Origin of the sequence: Devosia sp. Root436 (assembly GCF_001426345.1) — a bacterium.
In the GTDB taxonomy this organism is placed as follows: domain Bacteria; phylum Pseudomonadota; class Alphaproteobacteria; order Rhizobiales; family Devosiaceae; genus Devosia.
The window spans coordinates 226575-243184 of record NZ_LMEM01000012.1; the positions used below are offsets into that span (position 1 = coordinate 226575).

At 64.0% G+C, this 16610-nt stretch carries 15 protein-coding genes and 1 pseudogene; 5 read left to right on the top strand and 11 right to left on the bottom strand.

All coding sequences use genetic code 11. From position 1 onward, the window contains the following. Positions 1–74 precede the first annotated feature (74 nt). The 5 genes from ASD04_RS14065 to ASD04_RS14085 all read right to left on the bottom strand — a co-directional run bounded on the left by ASD04_RS14065 (position 75) and on the right by ASD04_RS14085 (position 6649). Complete coding sequence (locus ASD04_RS14065; RefSeq protein ID WP_200940269.1) at positions 75–638, bottom strand: CarD family transcriptional regulator; 564 nt, start codon at positions 636–638, stop codon at positions 75–77. 454 nt (positions 639–1092) lie between these two features. Beyond that, positions 1093–1431: a ferredoxin FdxA gene (gene fdxA, locus ASD04_RS14070; protein WP_056258119.1), complete on the bottom strand. Its 339-nt coding sequence runs from the start codon at positions 1429–1431 to the stop codon at positions 1093–1095. A 160-nt stretch (positions 1432–1591) separates the two neighbouring features. Then, complete coding sequence (locus tag ASD04_RS14075) at positions 1592–1999, bottom strand: RNA-binding S4 domain-containing protein (RefSeq protein ID WP_056258122.1); 408 nt, start codon at positions 1997–1999, stop codon at positions 1592–1594. A 3-nt stretch (positions 2000–2002) separates the two neighbouring features. Next, positions 2003–5002, bottom strand: a complete 3000-nt coding sequence (locus ASD04_RS14080; protein ID WP_056258125.1) for a helicase-related protein — start codon at positions 5000–5002, stop codon at positions 2003–2005. An 864-nt stretch (positions 5003–5866) separates the two neighbouring features. Next, positions 5867–6649 (bottom strand): DUF3108 domain-containing protein, encoded by a 783-nt coding sequence (locus tag ASD04_RS14085; protein ID WP_056258130.1) that lies wholly within the window; start codon positions 6647–6649, stop codon positions 5867–5869. Positions 6650–6870: 221 nt separating this feature from the next. Between ASD04_RS14085 and rpmB the strand changes: the two genes are divergently transcribed. Both rpmB and ASD04_RS14095 read left to right on the top strand, forming a co-directional pair. Beyond that, entirely contained in the window at positions 6871–7155 is a 285-nt protein-coding gene (rpmB, locus tag ASD04_RS14090; RefSeq protein WP_056258132.1) for a 50S ribosomal protein L28, read from the top strand. 358 nt (positions 7156–7513) lie between these two features. Beyond that, entirely contained in the window at positions 7514–8149 is a 636-nt protein-coding gene (locus tag ASD04_RS14095) for a VUT family protein (RefSeq protein WP_056258134.1), read from the top strand. A 133-nt stretch (positions 8150–8282) separates the two neighbouring features. Here ASD04_RS14095 and ASD04_RS14100 read toward each other — a convergent pair whose 3' ends face one another. The 4 genes from ASD04_RS14100 to ASD04_RS14115 form a co-directional block, all read right to left on the bottom strand. Beyond that, positions 8283–9275 (bottom strand): esterase-like activity of phytase family protein, encoded by a 993-nt coding sequence (locus ASD04_RS14100; RefSeq protein WP_056258135.1) that lies wholly within the window; start codon positions 9273–9275, stop codon positions 8283–8285. Next, positions 9272–11161 (bottom strand): cobaltochelatase subunit CobT, encoded by a 1890-nt coding sequence (gene cobT / locus ASD04_RS14105; protein WP_056258136.1) that lies wholly within the window; start codon positions 11159–11161, stop codon positions 9272–9274. Before cobT ends, ASD04_RS14100 begins: the two co-directional genes overlap by 4 nt. Positions 11162–11310: 149 nt before the next feature. Beyond that, complete coding sequence (gene cobS, locus ASD04_RS14110; protein WP_056258137.1) at positions 11311–12294, bottom strand: cobaltochelatase subunit CobS; 984 nt, start codon at positions 12292–12294, stop codon at positions 11311–11313. Positions 12295–12509: 215 nt separating this feature from the next. Continuing rightward, the gene (locus ASD04_RS14115) at positions 12510–13136 is read right to left on the bottom strand and encodes a DnaJ domain-containing protein (protein ID WP_056258138.1); all 627 of its coding nucleotides are present in this window, start codon (positions 13134–13136) and stop codon (positions 12510–12512) included. Positions 13137–13178: 42 nt separating this feature from the next. On the opposite strand from ASD04_RS14115, the gene ASD04_RS14120 reads away from it, so the two are divergent. Beyond that, complete coding sequence (locus tag ASD04_RS14120; protein WP_056258139.1) at positions 13179–13469, top strand: BolA family protein; 291 nt, start codon at positions 13179–13181, stop codon at positions 13467–13469. Positions 13470–13611: 142 nt separating this feature from the next. Here ASD04_RS14120 and aroB read toward each other — a convergent pair whose 3' ends face one another. Together aroB and ASD04_RS14130 are read right to left on the bottom strand one after the other, a co-directional pair. Beyond that, positions 13612–14739 carry a 3-dehydroquinate synthase gene (gene aroB / locus ASD04_RS14125; RefSeq protein WP_056258141.1) on the bottom strand — a complete coding sequence of 376 codons (1128 nt, stop codon included), beginning with the start codon at positions 14737–14739 and terminating at the stop codon, positions 13612–13614. 5 nt (positions 14740–14744) lie between these two features. Continuing rightward, the gene (locus ASD04_RS14130) at positions 14745–15329 is read right to left on the bottom strand and encodes a shikimate kinase (RefSeq protein ID WP_056258144.1); all 585 of its coding nucleotides are present in this window, start codon (positions 15327–15329) and stop codon (positions 14745–14747) included. A gap of 158 nt (positions 15330–15487) precedes the next feature. On the opposite strand from ASD04_RS14130, the pseudogene ASD04_RS19885 reads away from it, so the two are divergent. Both ASD04_RS19885 and ASD04_RS14140 read left to right on the top strand, forming a co-directional pair. Then, positions 15488–15610: pseudogene (locus ASD04_RS19885) on the top strand (histidine kinase); the annotation flags it as partial. Between the two features lie 74 nt (positions 15611–15684). Next, on the top strand, positions 15685–16596 hold the full coding sequence (locus tag ASD04_RS14140) for a site-specific tyrosine recombinase XerD (RefSeq protein ID WP_056258149.1): 912 nt from the start codon (positions 15685–15687) through the stop codon (positions 16594–16596). The last annotated feature ends 14 nt before the right edge of the window (positions 16597–16610 follow it).

Sequence of the window (16610 nt, forward strand, 5' to 3'; positions counted from 1 at the left end):
CTTGCGCTGCACTAAAAACAAAAAGGGCCGGTGTCTCCACCGGCCCTTCCAGTTCTTTCTGAAGCCAATGCGCTTTACGCGGCAGCTTCCTCGTCGCTTTCGGCGGCGTCGGCCTTGGTGCGGCGCGGCGACTTGGCGAGGTTCTTCTCGATGAGCTGGACGGCTTCGGTCAGCGTCAGCTTGTTGACGGCGCCGATTTCGCGGCTCATGCGGTCCATCGCCTGCTCGAACAGCTGGCGTTCCGAATAGGACTGCTCGGGCTGTTCCTCGGAGCGATAGAGATCGCGCACGACTTCGGAAATGGCGATGAGATCGCCGGAATTGATCTTGGCTTCGTATTCCTGGGCGCGGCGCGACCACATGGTGCGCTTGACGCGGGCGCGGCCGGTGACGGTGGTCAGCGCCTGGGTGACCATGTCTTCCTCGGCCAGCTTGCGCATGCCGACGGACTTGATCTTGGCCACGGGGACGCGCAGGGTCAGCTTGTCCTGTTCGAAGCTGATGACGAACAACTCAAGGGTCAGCCCGGCAACTTCCTGTTCTTCGATCGAGACGATCACACCGACGCCATGCGCCGGATAGACAACATACTCGCCCGTCTTGAACCCAAGCCGTGTCTGTACCTTCTTGGCTACCATATTCATGGAACTCCTTGTTGACGCCCCAAATGGACAGTTCCTGGCGGGAAGGACCGTCCATTCCTACTCTTCGTTATGGCGTTCGAACGGAACGCCGCGCGCAGCAAATACCCCATGGCCATCCGGTTCCGCTTTTCCCGGAGGTCAAGTCATCTGACGATGTTGTCAAAAAAATCGTGCCTTAAGGCACGGGCTGGGTGACGGGCTCAACTGCATATGGCCAGACCATAGCACAAAATTTCAGCAGAATCAAAAACTACGAATCAGGTGTGGTTTCGCGCCCGCGCAATGGGGCGATGATGTGGCTGCCTGTTCCTCTCCCCGGCGGGGAGAGGGTGGATCGGCCGAAGGCCGAGACGGGTGAGGGGATTTCCCCACGCGCCATGGATGCGGCGGGACTCCCCTCATCCGGCGCTGCGCGCCACCTTCTCCCCGGCGGGGAGAAGAATACGGCTCAGTCGCCTTCGCCGGGCGCTTCGGAGAAATACTTGGCCAGCTTGCCGTCTTCACCGTCCTTTTCCTTGGCCTCGGGCAGCGGGTCGCGGCGCTCGGTCAGGTTGGGCCACATGGAGGCGAACTTGGTGTTGAGGGCCAGCCATTCGTCGAGCCCGCTTTCGGTATCGGGCTTGATGGCTTCGGCCGGGCATTCGGGTTCACAGACGCCGCAGTCGATACACTCGTCGGGGTGGATCACCAGCATGTTCTCACCCTCGTAGAAACAATCCACGGGGCACACTTCGACGCAATCGGTGTATTTGCAGGCGATGCAATTGTCAGTGACGATATAGGTCATATCGGGCGGCAGTCCGGCAGGGTCTCAACGGGTCCGGTGCTAAACCGTTTTCGGTGCTGCCGCAAGGCCGCGGCAGGGGACGCTTTGGCGCAGGCAGGAGCCGGCGCGGAACGCTGTTCCAGCATCACGGACGATAGTGGTGTGCGTGGGCGAAGCCCCCTCATTCTTCATCCCCACCCCTGAGCCTGTCCGTCTCCCGCCGCTGCTTCTTGGTCGGGCGGCCGGCCCCGTCGTCGCGTGGCGCGATGGCGGCGTCATAGGGGGATTGCTCGGCTTTGGGCAGAGCGGGCGGGGAGAGGTCTTCGTAGAGGCCCTGGGCTTCCGCGGCCGGCCCCCGGCGCGTGCCGCAATCGAGGATGCGCCAGACGACGATCCGGCCATGCAGGTTCATGGTAAGGACATCGCCCGCCCCGACCTTGTGGTCGGAGCGGATGGTGCGTTCGGAATTGACCCTGACAGCGCCGGTCTCGATGACCTTCTGCGCCAGCGTGCGCGACTTGAGAGCGCGCGAGAAGAACAGGAACCTGTCGAGCCGCTCCTTGCGGACGGGTTCGGCCGATCCTGCCAAGGGCTACTCCGCCTTGCTGTCGCGCAGGGCGGCGAGCTTGGCGAAGGGGCTGTCCGGATCGAAGGCCTTTTCCTTGCGCGGCTCGACGGGCCGCTCGAACCGGGCGCGCTCCCCCTTCTGGTCGTCGGGACGGCGGTGGTCGTTGCGGCCCTTGCCCTCGAATCTGGGCTTGGGATTGAGGTGGCGGGCCTTGGACAGGTCCTGCACCTCGCCTTCGGGACGGCGCGGCCCCGACGGGCGGTGATTGCGCTCGGGACGCTTGGCCTGGACCTCGCCCTCGGGACGGCGGCGATGTTCGTGCCGCTTGTTGTCGGGGCGCTTGCCTGCCGGCGACCAAACTTCGTCATATTCCGGCTCGGCGGGCGCGGCCGGCTCGGCAGAGTCGGGCGCCGCCTCGACAATAGTGGGCGCTGGAATTTCGGCCTCGGCCACCGGCGCCGCATCGGCGACCACAGCCTCGACCGGGGTTTCGGCAGCGGCATCGGTCGCGGCCGGATTTTTGGCCAGCACCTCTTCCAGCGCCGGCGCTTCGGCGCTCGCATCGGCAGCAGCGGCCGGAGCCGACGCCTTGAGCGTGCGTTTGACGCGATAGCCCAGCGAATTGAGGATCGAGGCGAAATCTTCGCCCGAACAGCCCAGCAGCGAGGTCATTTCCACGGTGACGCGGAAACCATTGCCCTCGGCGGCGCCAGCGGGCAGTTCGCCCTGGTGGCGGCCCGGATCGAGCGCGATCAGCGGGCGGATGATATCGGCCAGCCGTTCGAGGATATCGACGCGCACGGCGCGCTTGCCGGCCACCTTGAAGCCGGCGACTTCGTAGAGCCGCGTATCGACCTCGGGATCGACCACGAAGCTGGTGCGGCCGCTCAGCACGATATGGGGAATGTCGGTGACGCCGGCCTGGCGCACGCCGCCATTCTTGAGGGCAAACAGAATCAGCGCCAGCTCGCGCGGGGCGGGCTTGAGCGATAGCGGCAGGTAGATGTGATAGGCGCCGAACTTGATGCCCAGCTTGCGCATCTTGCCGCGCACATCCTGGTCGAGCCCCTTGACCTCATCGGCCACCTGGCTGCGCGGAATAAGCCCGAGATGCTCGAACAGCTGAAAGCCGATGCCGCGGGCGGCGCCTTCGAGATCGGCCGGCGCTTCCAGCGACATGACGCCTTCGAGCACGGTATTGATGTGGTGGCGCAGCCAGAGGCTGAGCCGGTCCTGCACGCGCTCGAGATCGGGGCCGGTCAGGGTCTCGTCGGCCAGCATCAGGATGCGCGGCCGATAAAGGGCATCGCCCTCGATCAGTTCGGCGACGATATCGCCCTTCCAGCGCAGCCTGCCATCGGTGGCCAGCACGAATTCTTCATTGGGCGCCCCGGCGAGGCGGTCGGCGCGATTGTGGATTTCGGGCGCCACCACGGAATCGGCGGCCGCGCGCAACCCCTTGATGTCGGCATCGCCATCATTGCGCGCCAGGGTGAAGCGGAAGCCTTCAAGCGTGCCGATGAGATGGCCTTCCAGCCGCACTTCGCCACTCTCATTGATCTCGGGAGATGCCATACGTTTGTCTTTCAGGTGACGCAGCAAGACGCTGGTGCGCCGGTCGACGAAGCGCTGAGTGAGACGCTCATGCAGGGCATCGCTCAGCCGGTCTTCAATGTCTCGGGTCTTTTCGCGCCAATGTGAAGGGTCTGCAAGCCAGTTTTTACGGTTCGCAACGAAGGTCCAGGTCCGGATTTGCTTGATCCGGTTGCTCAGCGTATCGATGTCACCGCTGGCATTGTCGCAAAAGCGCACCTGCTCGGCAATCCAGTCCTCGCTGACATGGTGGCGCTTGACTAAGTCCCAGTAAATCCGGGTGACGATTTCGCCATGATTGGCCGGTGAAATGCCCTGATAATCAGGGATTTGGCAACATTCCCACAACAGCCGCGCCCCATCGAGCCCGCGCGCCAACTGCCCCGCTTCATTGCGCGAAACGAACTCGAGCGCATGCTGGTCGGTGGCGATGGGAACGCGGGTCAGGCTGCGGTGTTCGGGGGTCATTTCGAGGCTGTCGCGCAAGGCGTTGATGGAAGCGAAATCCAGCTGATTGTTGCGCCATTGCAGCACTTTGACCGGCTCGAAATCATGCGTTTCGAGCGCCACCACCATTTCCTCGTCAAATCCCTCGGTGCCGCCGGTGACCCCGAACGTGCCATTGCGGGCATGCCGGCCGGCCCGCCCGGCGATCTGGCCGAGCTCGGCGGCGGTCAGCGGCCGGCTGGTATGGCCATCGAACTTGCTGTCATCGGCAAAGGCGACATGGTGGATATCGAGATTGAGCCCCATGCCGATAGCATCGGTGGCGACGAGGAAATCCACATCGCCATTCTGGTAGAGTTCGACCTGGGCATTGCGGGTGCGGGGGCTGAGCGCACCCATGACCACCGCCGCCCCGCCGCGCTCGCGCCTTATCAGCTCGGCAATGGCATAGACCTGCCGTGCCGAGAAGGCGACGATGGCCGAGCGCGACGGCTGGCGCGAGATTTTCTTGGAGCCGGCATAGGTCAGTTGGGAAAAGCGCGGCCTATCGACGATTTCGGCATGGGGCAGCAGCCGGCGGATCACCGGCTCCATGGTGGCCGAACCGAGCAGCAAGGTTTCGCTGCTGCCGCGGGCATTGAGGATGCGGTCGGTAAACACATGGCCGCGGTCGAAGTCGGTGGCGACCTGGATTTCGTCCACCGCCACGCAATCGACCCTGATATCCATGGGCATGGCTTCGACAGTACAGACCCAGAAGCGAGGCTTGGCCGGCACGATCCGTTCCTCGCCGGTCACCAGCGCCACCGCGCCCTCGCCCACCCGCTCGACGCAGCGCTGATAGACTTCGCGCGCCAATAGCCGCAAGGGCAGGCCGATCATCCCGGTGGGATGGGCCAGCATGCGCTCGATGGCAAAATAGGTCTTGCCGGTATTGGTGGGGCCAAGGATCGCCTTGACCGATTGGGGAGACGCGAAAGTCATTGCCGGCAATGTAGGAGGTCAGTTCGTGGGTTGCGAGTGCCACCGCGCATTGTCCCAAGAAAGGACAGGCTTGGCGACCTTTTTGCTCTACCACTTAATATAAAGAACAGGATAGGAACGAAACGGCATCGAATCGGCGCAATTCAATGAATCCGGCTTCGTTCTCCACAACGTCTGGGGGTGGCGGACGGGAAATACCACTAGCCGAAATACAACCATGCAGAAAAACAGCTGAAAACGCGGCGACACGTTCAGCTTCGTTGCGAAATCGTAAATCCGCAGCGCGAATCGGGCATCCGTAAAGGCCCGGTAAATGACTGAGTAGCAAAGATTTTTGGCCGATTTATGACGCAGGGGCCGCGAAAGCGGGCTATTGCGCGCAGAAATTGAGGATCGCGGCGCTTGACCGTATCGGGATGGGACAGGGCGGTATCCATTTGTGCACAAGCTCACGCGACATCATCCCGGCGCAGCCCGCGCCGGCATCGACTAGCGCAGCATTCCCAAACCGGCACACAATGGACGGTCCGTCCACCGCCCCGTTCACGCCCGAACCAAACCGGGAACGAACGGGGACAGAATCGGGTGAATCGAGCCAGTGCCGCTTTGTTCGCTACGACATGTTGGGGGCCAGGCGCGCCACGCCACTAGTGCCGCGCCGAAGTGGGCCAAACGGCCCCTTACGGCTTCATCTTGGTGACCAAAGGGTAAATTTTGGGCCGTCGCGGCCGAATCTGACCAGAACCTTGCGCGAACATTTTCGCGAGGCGAGCGGACGTTAACACCACCCGGCCCGCGCCGTGCCGCTTTGGCCGGGCGATCTTGAGGAAAAAGCGTTTGACCGTCCCGTCGCGGGACAGGCTTCTATTGGCTGAGATTGGTCAGCACCATGGACAGATCGCCCATATTGGTGCCCAGCAGCACGCGATAGGGGATGAAATAGCCGCTCTCCCCGAGCGGGGCATACCAGATGATGATGCGGTCGCTGTCGGCCAGGTAGTTGGTGATATCAGAGCTGGTGAAATGGCCCGAGACCGGGTCGTAATCCACCGTGCACAGCACCACCGGACCCTGATAGCCGGTGCGCGGCGAAGTGGCCTCGTCGTCGCCGGCGTAGCTCATGGCGATATTGAAGCGCTCGACGCCGGTAAAGATCCTGGCCTGGCGCTGACACAGGCTCTTGTCGAGCCCATTGCCCTTGAGCACGAAGGCGGAGAGGAAATCGCCCACCCCGGTCAGATGCCGGCGCTCCAGCGGCACGCGGTCATAGTTGTCGACGATCGGCGGGGTGACCTTGAAGGCGGAGACATCGCGGCCGGCAAAGGACACGTCCACGGTGAAGCTCTCGCCATTGGCGCGGGTTTCAAGATCGAATTCCTCGGCCAGCAGCGACGCGCCCGAGGAGCGCCCGGTGGAGGTGGCCTTGGCCGTGCCGCTGGCGACCAGCGTGCCCAACCCGGCCACATTGGCCGACAGGTCGAGCGTGTAGCGGCTGCCGTCGTCATCCAGGTTGACCTTCATGGCCGCGATATTGACGCCGCCCAGCGTCAGTATATAGCTTGCCGTCGCATCGACTTCGGCGGCGCCGGCGGGGTGGCTCAGGAACACCGCCAGAGCGGCCAGGGGAGCAAGACGGAGCTGGATCAAGGCGGTCGGTTCTCTGCTGCATTGGCGGGCGGCGAATCAGCGCCCTGCTCAAAACTGCCTGTGCGATATGGCCCATGCAAGGCGCTCGCGGGCGTTTGAGGCCGCTTCACCTTGACGGCGGCAGCCATTTTCTCTAAAGACGCGCCAGATTTCATAACAATCGAGGCCCGTCGCGGACTTCTCCGCCACGCAGGACCTTTACACAAATAGGATATCGATCAATGGCACGTCGCTGTGAACTGACTGGCAAGGGCGTAATGGTTGGCAACAACGTTTCGCACGCGCTCAACCGCACCCGCCGCCGGTTTCTCCCCAACCTGCTCAACGTGACGCTGCTGTCCGACGCGCTCAACCGCCCGGTCAAGCTGCGCATCTGCGCCGCGGCCCTGCGCACGGTCGAGCATCGCGGTGGCCTCGACGCCTTCCTGCTCAAGCAGGACGATGCCGACCTGAGCCCGCTGGCCCAGGGCATCAAGAAGGAAATCCGCGCCGCCCTCGCTGCGTAAGCAGCCGGTCGATAGACGATTGAGCCGCGTGGGGTCATGCCCCGCGCGGTTTGTTTTTTGGGGGGCGGCTTGCGCCCGTCACGGAGCTTTGCCTCCCTCTCCCCTCAGGGGAGAGGGTGGGGTGAGGGGTTCAATGCTGGTGAAAGTCCCCGGTGCCCAACGCGACGCTGAACCCCTCACCTGACCCTTCGGGTCGACCTCTCCCCTCAGGGGAGAGGTGACTTCTGCTCCATGCCATCTGGCATACCAAACCCCTTGGAGCGAATCCGAGGGTGACGTTCCGTGGATGGGGTGATACCTATCCACCCATTGCGCCCCGGTCTTATGCCGGATCGCGCTCCTATAGAGGTGCATTCTGATGCTTGCTCGTTTCCTGGCGGCCGTGGCCGCCATGGTCGCGGTTGTCGCCGCGTCCAATTTCCTGGTGCAATACCCCGTCGCGGTCCAGCTCGGGCCGGTCAATCTGGGTGATATCCTCACCTGGGGCGCCTTCACCTATCCGGTGGCCTTCCTCGTGACCGACCTCACCAACCGCGCCTTCGGCCCCGCCAAGGCTCGCCTCGTCGTGGTGGCCGGCTTTGCCGTCGCGGTGGTGCTCTCGATCTATCTCGCCACCCCGCGCATCGCCATTGCCTCGGGCACGGCGTTCCTGGTGGCGCAGTTCCTCGATATCTCCATCTTCCACCGGCTGCGCAACGGCGCCTGGTGGCAGGCGCCGATATTCTCCTCATTGGTGAGTTCGGCGCTCGATACGGCGATCTTCTTCTCATTGGCCATGGCCCCTGCCTTTGCCGGCATCGACGCCCTGTTCGGCATGGACGATTCCTCGCTCGCCTTCCCGGCGCCGCTGCTGGGCGTGGGGCCGGAAGTGGAGCTTTGGGTGTCGCTGGGGCTGGGAGACTTCCTGGTGAAACTGGTGCTCGCCGTGCTGCTGCTGGCGCCATACAAGTCGCTGCGGGGCTGGCTGGCCGGGCGCGGGGCTGTGGTGGCTTAGGGGCACGCCCTCGTGGTTCGAGGCGCTGAAGAAGCGCACCTCACCATGAGGGCTACTGGTACAGCGAGCTAGAAGTAGGCCTCATAGTGAGGTGCGAGCCCTTCGCGAGCCTCGAACCACGAGGGCGTGGCACTCATTCCACCAGCGCAAACTCCAACAACAGCGTCCGCTGCCAATCGTTGAAATTGTTGTCCGAGCCGATGAGGATGCGCAGCTCGCCATCGGGGGCGGTGTGGACAGCCAGCGATTCCATGTTGTCGATGCTGCCGCCGGTGGCCGAGAGCAGCAATTCGCCCGCCATCAGGTTATTCGGCCGCACCTCGGCCGCCGGCACGCGGCGCAGGTTCATCACGAAGCTCAGCATGGAAACGCCGCGCTCCAGCACCAGCAGGTCTCCATTGGGCAGGAAGGCGCAGTCGGTGGGGTTCACCACTGGGCTGTTCCGGTAGCCAATGGGGCCCTTGTCGCGCTGGCCCAGCAGCCAGCCGCGATGATTGCCGTCTTCGTCCAGCGCCTCTTCGGTCAACAGCAGGGTCGACCCGGCTATGGGTGAAGCCGGCGGCGCGATGCAGAGCGATTCCAGGCTCTCATTGGTCCTGAGCTCCATGAGCCAATCGGGAATGCTCACCTCGCGCGCCGGCCCGCCCGGCTGGCCATCGGTGAGGGCGAAATCGGCGACGCGGGTCAGGTTCTCGAAGCCGACGCGCACCGCCACCGGCTCGCCGTCGCGATAGACCGTGTCGAGGCTTTCGGCATCCTTGGCATATTGGCGCGGCAGCAGCTCGCCCCTGGAATTGCGCATCGGCTCGACGCGGGTGCCGATGAAGCCGAACAGGCGCCCCGCATCGTCATAGGCCAGTTGCCCGGTGACGAAATTGCCGCGATCGCTGGCAAACACCACCTGCTGGTTCGGCCCGGTCATGGCGAGACTGGAGAGGCCGCCGAATGTGTCGTCCTGGCTGACCAGGGCAATGCCGCCCCGGAAGATCAGGCTATCGACGGGCTCGTCGACGCCGCTGTCCTTGAACTGGGTCACCGGGCTGGCGCTGACCGTCACCTCGACCGCCGTGGCGGGAAAACTTCCCGCCAGCATCGCCGCTATTATGGCGACGCGGCCCAGCATCATCCCCGGCCTCGTCGCCGCGTCTGCACCGGCATTTCCTCGTCGAACAAGGCCGCCAATTCGTCGGTCAGCGCCCCGGCCAGTTCCTCGGCATCGAGCAGGGTCACGGCGCGGCGATAATAACGCGTCACGTCATGGCCGATGCCGACCGCCACCAATTGGATGGGCGAGCGCGTCTCGATATCCTCGATCACCTGGCGCAGATGGGCTTCCAGATAATTGCCGGCATTTACGCTCTGGGTGGAGTCATCGACCGGGGCGCCGTCGGAAATCACCATCAGGATGCGGCGGGCTTCCGGCCGCGCCATCAGGCGCTTGCGCGCCCATTCGAGCGCCTCGCCGTCGATATTTTCCTTGAGCAGCCCCTCGCGCATCATCAGGCCCAGATTGCGCCGCGCATGGCGCCACGGCTCGTCGGCGGCCTTGTAGATGATGTGGCGCACGTCATTGACGCGGCCGGGATTGGGCGGACGGCCGGCTTCGAGCCAGGCTTCGCGCGACTTGCCGCCCTTCCAGGCGCGGGTGGTGAAGCCCAGGATTTCGACCTTGACGCCGCAACGCTCCAAAGTGCGGGCGAGGATATCGCCGCAGATGGCCGCGATGGTGATGGGCCTGCCGCGCATGGAGCCAGAATTGTCGATCAGCAGCGTCACCACCGTATCGCGGAAATCGGTATCGTTCTCGACCTTGAAGGACAAAGCCTGCATCGGGTCGGTGACGACGCGGGTGAGACGCGCCGTATCGAGCAGGCCCTCTTCGAGGTCGAATTGCCAGCTCCGGTTCTGCTTGGCCATCAGCCGGCGCTGCAGCTTGTTGGCCAGACGCGCCACCGCGCCGGCCAGGTTTTCGAGCTGCTTGTCGAGGAGGCTCCGCAACTGGTCGAGCTCGTCGGGCGGGCAGAGTTCGGCCGCCTTGACGATCTCGTCGAACTTGGTGGTGAACACCTTGTACTGGAACTGGTTGGAGAGCTGGGTGCCGCCATCCTTGGCGGGCGGGGGCATGGGCGCGTCTTCGCCGGCTTCGGCCGCCGCGTCCTCGTCGGTATCGGCCATGTCCGATTCCATGCCCTCGACATCGCCGGTCTCTTCCGAATCGCCGGCCTGCTCGTCCTGCTCGGAATCCTGGGTGTCATTCTCGCCCTCGCCCTGTTCGGGCGACTTGTCGGAGCTGTCGCCCTGTTCGGGCTCCTGGCTCTCGCCGTCTTCCTCATCGGCGGCATCAGGGTCGTCCAGCTCGCTTTCGGGCACGAGATTGAGATCGCGCAGCAGCGCCTTGGCGGCGCGCGAAAATTCGTCCTGGTTCTCGTAGCGGGTCAGCAGGTCATCGAGGGATTTGCCGCCCTTGTCCTCGATCTCCTTGCGCCAGAGGTCGACCAGCGCATGGCCCGAAGGCGGCACCGGCACGCCGGCCAGTTTTTCACGCAGCAGCAGGCCCAAGGCCTCGGCAATGGGGGCATCTCCCTTGTTGTCCACCTCGGCAAAATTGGCGCGGAACAGCCGGTCTTCCAGCATTTCTCCGATATTGCCGACCATGCCGGGCATGCGCACGCAGCCCAGGGCCTCGACACGCGCCTGCTCCAGCGCATCGAAGGCGGCGCGCGCGGTGGGGTCCATCGGCGAGCGCTTGCGATGGGTATCGGGATCGTGGCTGGCCAGCCGCATGGCCATGGCATCGCCCTGCCCGCGGGCAATAGCGATATCGCGCCGCGTCGGCAGCCGCGGCAGGTTGGCCAGCCGCGCCTTGTCGGAGGTCAGCAGCGGCCGGTCGGAGGTGAAGGTCACTTCGAGATCGGCCTTGGCCCCGATGGCGCGCACCGTCGCCCCCATGGCCGATTTGAACAGCTGGGTCTGGTCGGGCTTGTTGGCTTTGCTGCGCGGTGGTTGTGCCATCAATATGCTCGTCGGTCGGGGGAAGGCCCCCTCACCCGCCGCTGCGCGGCGACCTCTCCCCCAAGGGAGAGGTGAGAAACACCGAACCCCCTGCACCTCTCCCTTGGGGGAGAGGTCGGCCCGAAGGGCCGGGTGAGGGGGCCTTGTCTTTAGGCCGTGACCGCCAGATTGGCTGACGACTCAGGCAAATCTTCGCCGAACACGCGCTGGTAGAACTCGGCTACCACGGGGCGTTCGAGTTCGTCGCATTTGTTGAGGAAGGTCAGGCGGAAGGCAAAGCCGATATCGCCGCCGAAAATCTGGGTATTCTCGGCCCAGGTGATGACCGTGCGCGGGCTCATCACCGTGCTGAGGTCGCCATTGATGAAGGCGGAGCGCGTCAGGTCGGCCAGCCGCACCATGTTGGCGATGGTCTTCTTGCCCTTGTCGTTCCCGGCATAGCTTTTGTTCTTGGCCAGCACGATGCCGACTTCCTTGTCATGCGGCAGGTAGTTGAGCGTGGTCACCAGGCTCCAGCGGTCCATCTGGCCCTGGTTGATCTGCTGGGTACCGTGATAGAGGCCCGACGTATCGCCCAGACCGATGGTATTGGTGGTCGAGAACAGCCGGAAGGCCGGATGGGGCACGATGACGCGATTCTGGTCGAGCAGGGTCAGCCGCCCTGCCACTTCCAGCACGCGCTGGATCACGAACATCACGTCCGGGCGGCCGGCATCGTATTCGTCGAACACCAGAGCGACATTGTTCTGCACCGCCCAGGGCAGGATGCCGTCGCGGAATTCGGTGATCTGCTTGCCGTCCTTGAGCACGATCGCATCCTTGCCAACGAGATCGATACGGGAGACATGGCTGTCGAGATTGACGCGGACCAGCGGCCAGTTGAGGCGCGCCGCGACCTGCTCGATATGAGTGGATTTGCCGGTGCCGTGATAGCCCTGCACCATGACGCGGCGATTGAAGGCAAAGCCGGCAAGGATGGCCAAAGTGGTGTTGCGGTCGAACAGGTAATCCGGATCGACCGGCGGCACGTGGCTATTGGCTTCCTTGTAGCCCATCACCTTCATGTCCGTGTCGATACCGAACAGCTCCCGGGCCGAAAATTCGGTGTCGGGCAGATTGGTGTACTCAGTCATGGCATGGCTCTTGGCGGAAGGAATTTCAGGCGGGAATGGGCGTTAAGTCGCGGGCTCTATAGCAGCATTGTGACGATGGGGGTAGCGGGCGGCGCGCAGAACTTGCATTGGCTATACAACCGCCGCGTCATTTCCGCGAAAGCGGGAATCTCACTTTGACAGGCACCGAAGGGGGATTCCCGCTTTCGCGGGAATGACGCCGTGGAGGGGACAAGTCACTTCGCCACGAAGCCGGTCTTCTTCAAATGCGCGTAGGCCGCGATGATGGTGCGCAGACGCTCTTCGCTGGCCTTGTCGCCGCCATTGGCGTCGGGGTGGTGGATCTTGACCAGAGTCTTGTAGGCCCGCTTGATGTCGTCGGACTTGGCCTGGCCGATCAGCCCCAGCGTTTCGAGGGCCCTCCGGTCCTGCTCATGCAGCGGCTTGACCCGTTCGGTCGCCGGCTTCTGCGACTGGCGGTGGCGATAGCGGGCAAACACCCCGAACGGATCGCCGAACCGGTCGCCGGGCCGCAATGCCTCGCGGGCCGCCTTGGCGCCGCGCATATTGGGATTGCCGGTGGCAAAGCTCGAGCGCGATTCGGCCTTGGGCGGGGCGTGCAAAGCCTCCTCCAGCTCGTCCTTGTCCATGCCGGCGAAGAAATTGAATGCCGTATTGTAGTGGCGGACATGCTCGAGGCAGAAATGGTGATACTGGCCCTCGCTGCGATGCCCCTTGGGCGCGCGGAACTCCCCGGCCAGCTCGCACCCTTCCCAATCGCAGGTGTGCTCGACCGGCGCCGGCTTTTCTTCGCGGCGCGGCTTGATGCGAATGGTGTCGAAGAGCTTGGATTGCAGTTTCATTGCGCCTAGTTAAAGCCTGAAGACAACAGAGACCTCGACGCGATGTCCGTAAAAGACACCTTAACCGCCAAGCTCACCAGCAAATTTGTCCCCGCCTTCCTCCATGTGATCGATGAATCATCGCTCCATCATGGTCATGCCGGCTGGCGGGAGGGTGGTGAAACCCATTTTCGTGTCAGAATCGCGACCCGTCATTTTGACGGGATGAGCCGCGTGGCGCAACACCGCGCCGTCATGGACGTTCTGGGCGCCGAACTCAAGGACCAGGTGCATGCCCTGACGATCGAGGTGCTGCCGGTGGATGGGCCTTGGGACCTGCCCGAGGGGGTTTAGCCTTTCTTTCTACCCTTCTCCCCTTGAGGGAGAATGTGCCCGAAGGGCGGATGAGGGGTTGCTTCCACAAGCATTGAAGCATGGGCGAGCGCAGTACCCCCTCACCCGATTTTCCGCTGAACGCGGAAAATCACCCTCTCCCTCAAGGGGAGAGGGGTAGAGCCCGCATCTCATCCAAAAACTCCGCCACCCCCGCCGGATCGACATTCTTTTCGATGAACGCCTGGCCGATGCCGCGCGTCAGGATGAAGGTCAGCGCGCCGCGCTGGACCTTTTTGTCCTGTGCGATGGCTTCCATCAATGTTTCGGTGGAGCCCAACATTCCGGGGATATCAGCCAAGGTGGTGGGAAGGCCCGATTTCTTCAAGTGCTGGGCGATGCGGCCGCTGTCCTGGCTCGGCGCCAGCCCCAGCCGGGCGGAAAAGCCATGTGCCAGCACCATGCCGATGGCGACGCCTTCGCCATGCAGCAGGCGGTCGGAATAGCCGGTATCCTTTTCGAGCGCATGCCCGAATGTATGGCCCAGATTGAGCAAGGCGCGGACACCGAGCTCCTTTTCGTCCTCGATCACCACCCGCGCCTTGTGGGCGCAGCAGCGGGCAATGGCCTCGCCCCGCGCCGGGCCGCCGGCAAAGATTTCGGGCTGATGCTGTTCGAGCCAGAAGAAAAAGTCTTCGTCGTCGATGAGGCCGTATTTGACCACTTCGGCATAGCCGGAGGCGAACTGGCGCGCATCGAGCGTATCGAGCGTCGAGAGATCGGCCAGCACCAGTTTGGGCTGATGGAAGGCGCCGATCAGGTTCTTGCCGTGGGGCGAATTGATGCCGGTCTTGCCGCCCACCGAAGAATCGACCTGCGCCAGCAGCGAGGTGGGCATCTGCACGAAATCCATGCCACGCCGGGCGATAGCAGCGGCAAAGCCGGCCAGATCGCCGATGACGCCACCACCCAGGGCGATGACCAGGTCGCCGCGTTCGAGGCGGGCGGCGAGAATGCCCTCCACCGCCTGGCCGAGCAGGGCCCACGACTTGGTGGCTTCCCCTGCCGGCAGCACGATTTCGGTATGGCTGAGGCCCGCCGCGTCGAGCGATGCCAGCAGACGCGGCAATTGTGCCTTGGCCACATTGTCATCGGTGATGATGCCATAGCGGCGGCCGGGGAAGCGCTCGGCGAGGATTTTCCCCGCATCGTCGAGCAGGCTGTCGCCAATGAGAATGTCATAGGCGCGGGCGCCGAGGGCGACGTGAACTGTGTGGGCAATATCAGCCATGTCGATCAGTCCTGGCGCTTGAGAAAGCCGAGCACGGCGTCGATCACGTCGCCCGCCACCACATCCTGCGGCACGTCGCGCGAGACCACGGTGACGTCGGCTTCGGCATAGATGGGATAGCGGTCCTCGATCAGTTTTTCGAGGGTGGCGCGGGGATTGGCGGTCTTGAGCAGGGGGCGGTTGGAGCGGCGCGACACCCGCTCGAACAGGATGTCCACCTCGGCCTTGAGCCAGACGGATATGGCCTCGGTCTTGACCAGGGCCCGCGTCTCGACATTGACGAAGGCGCCGCCGCCGGTGGCCAGCACCACGCCCTGATCCTTGAGCACGCGGGCGATGACGCGGGTTTCCCCGGCGCGGAATTCGGGCTCGCCGCGCTGCTCGAAAATCTCGGGAATGGTCATCTGCGCCGCCTTCTCGATCTCTTCGTCGCTGTCGAGAAACTGGCGATTGAGCCGGGCGGCGAGGCGGCGGCCGACCGTGGTCTTGCCCGCGCCCATCATGCCGACCAGCACCAGCGGCTTGCCGGCGAGGCGCTCGGCAAGATGTTCGGCGCGGGCCTGCCGCGATACCGCGTCCGGACGGTTCAAAAGACACACTCCCTGATGCTGCCGCTATGAAGCCGTCCGGCCCCCGGCTGTCAAGAACTTGCAGTCGGCGGCGCCAAACCGCACTATGCCTACGGAAACGAAACCTTTTGCAGGCAAATTGCCGGCAAACAGCAAGCAAACCGCCAGCCGGACTGCCAATGCCCACCCTGATCCGCCTCATCATCACGCTGCTTTTCCTGGCCGGGCTGGTCTATGCCGGCATGTTCGCGCTGGTCGCCTTCGTCGAGCCGACGCAAAAGGAACAGACCATCCGCATTCCCCAGCGCGACCTGCTGTCGGGTGGTCAGCCGGCCTTGCCCGGACAGCAGACTCCGGCCGAAGACCCGGCCGCGCCATGAGCGGCGCCCACCTGATCGGCGCTTTTCTCGAAATGATGAGTGCCGAGCGCGGGGCGGCGAAAAACACCATCGCCGCCTATCGCCGCGACCTTTCCGATTATGCCGGCTATGTCGCCGGGCGGCAGCAGACGCTGCTCAATGTGGACCGCGACACGGTCAACGCCTTTCTCGACCGCCTCAAGCAGGACGGGCTTTCCGCCGCGTCCTCGGCAAGGCGGCTCTCGGCAATCCGCCAGTTTCACAAGTTTTTATGCGCCGACGGCATGCGCGGGGACGATCCCACCCGCATCGTGCCAAGCCCGAAAAGCCGGCGGGCTTTGCCCAAGGTGCTGTCGCTGGCCGAGGTGGACACGCTGCTGGCACTGGCCGACAGCGAAGCCAACAAGGAGGCTTCGCCGCAGAAGCAGACTGCCGCCCAGCGGCTCTATGTGCTGCTCGAACTGCTCTATGCCACCGGGCTCAGGGTAAGCGAACTGGTGAGCCTGCGCCGCTCGGCGGTGATGCGGGATGCGAGTTTTTTGACTGTGGTCGGCAAGGGCAGCAAGGAGCGCATCGTGCCGCTCAACGACCGGGCGCGCGATGCCGTCAAGACCTATGCCGCGACGCTGGAGAAGGGGGAGGCTTTCCTGTTCCCGGCGTCAGGTGCGGAGGGTTATCTGAGCCGGCAGGTCTTTGCGCGTGACCTCAAGCTCCTGGCCGGACGCGCCGGGATCAGCCCATCGCGGGTGACGCCGCATGTGCTGCGGCACGCCTTTGCCAGCCACCTGCTGGCCGGCGGGGCCGACCTGCGCGTGGTGCAGATGCTGCTCGGCCATGCCGACATTTCCACGACGCAGATCTATACCCATGTGCTGGACGAAAAGCTGCGCGTGCTGGTGGAGACGCATCACCCGCTGGCCGAGGGGTAACATTGTGCCACGCA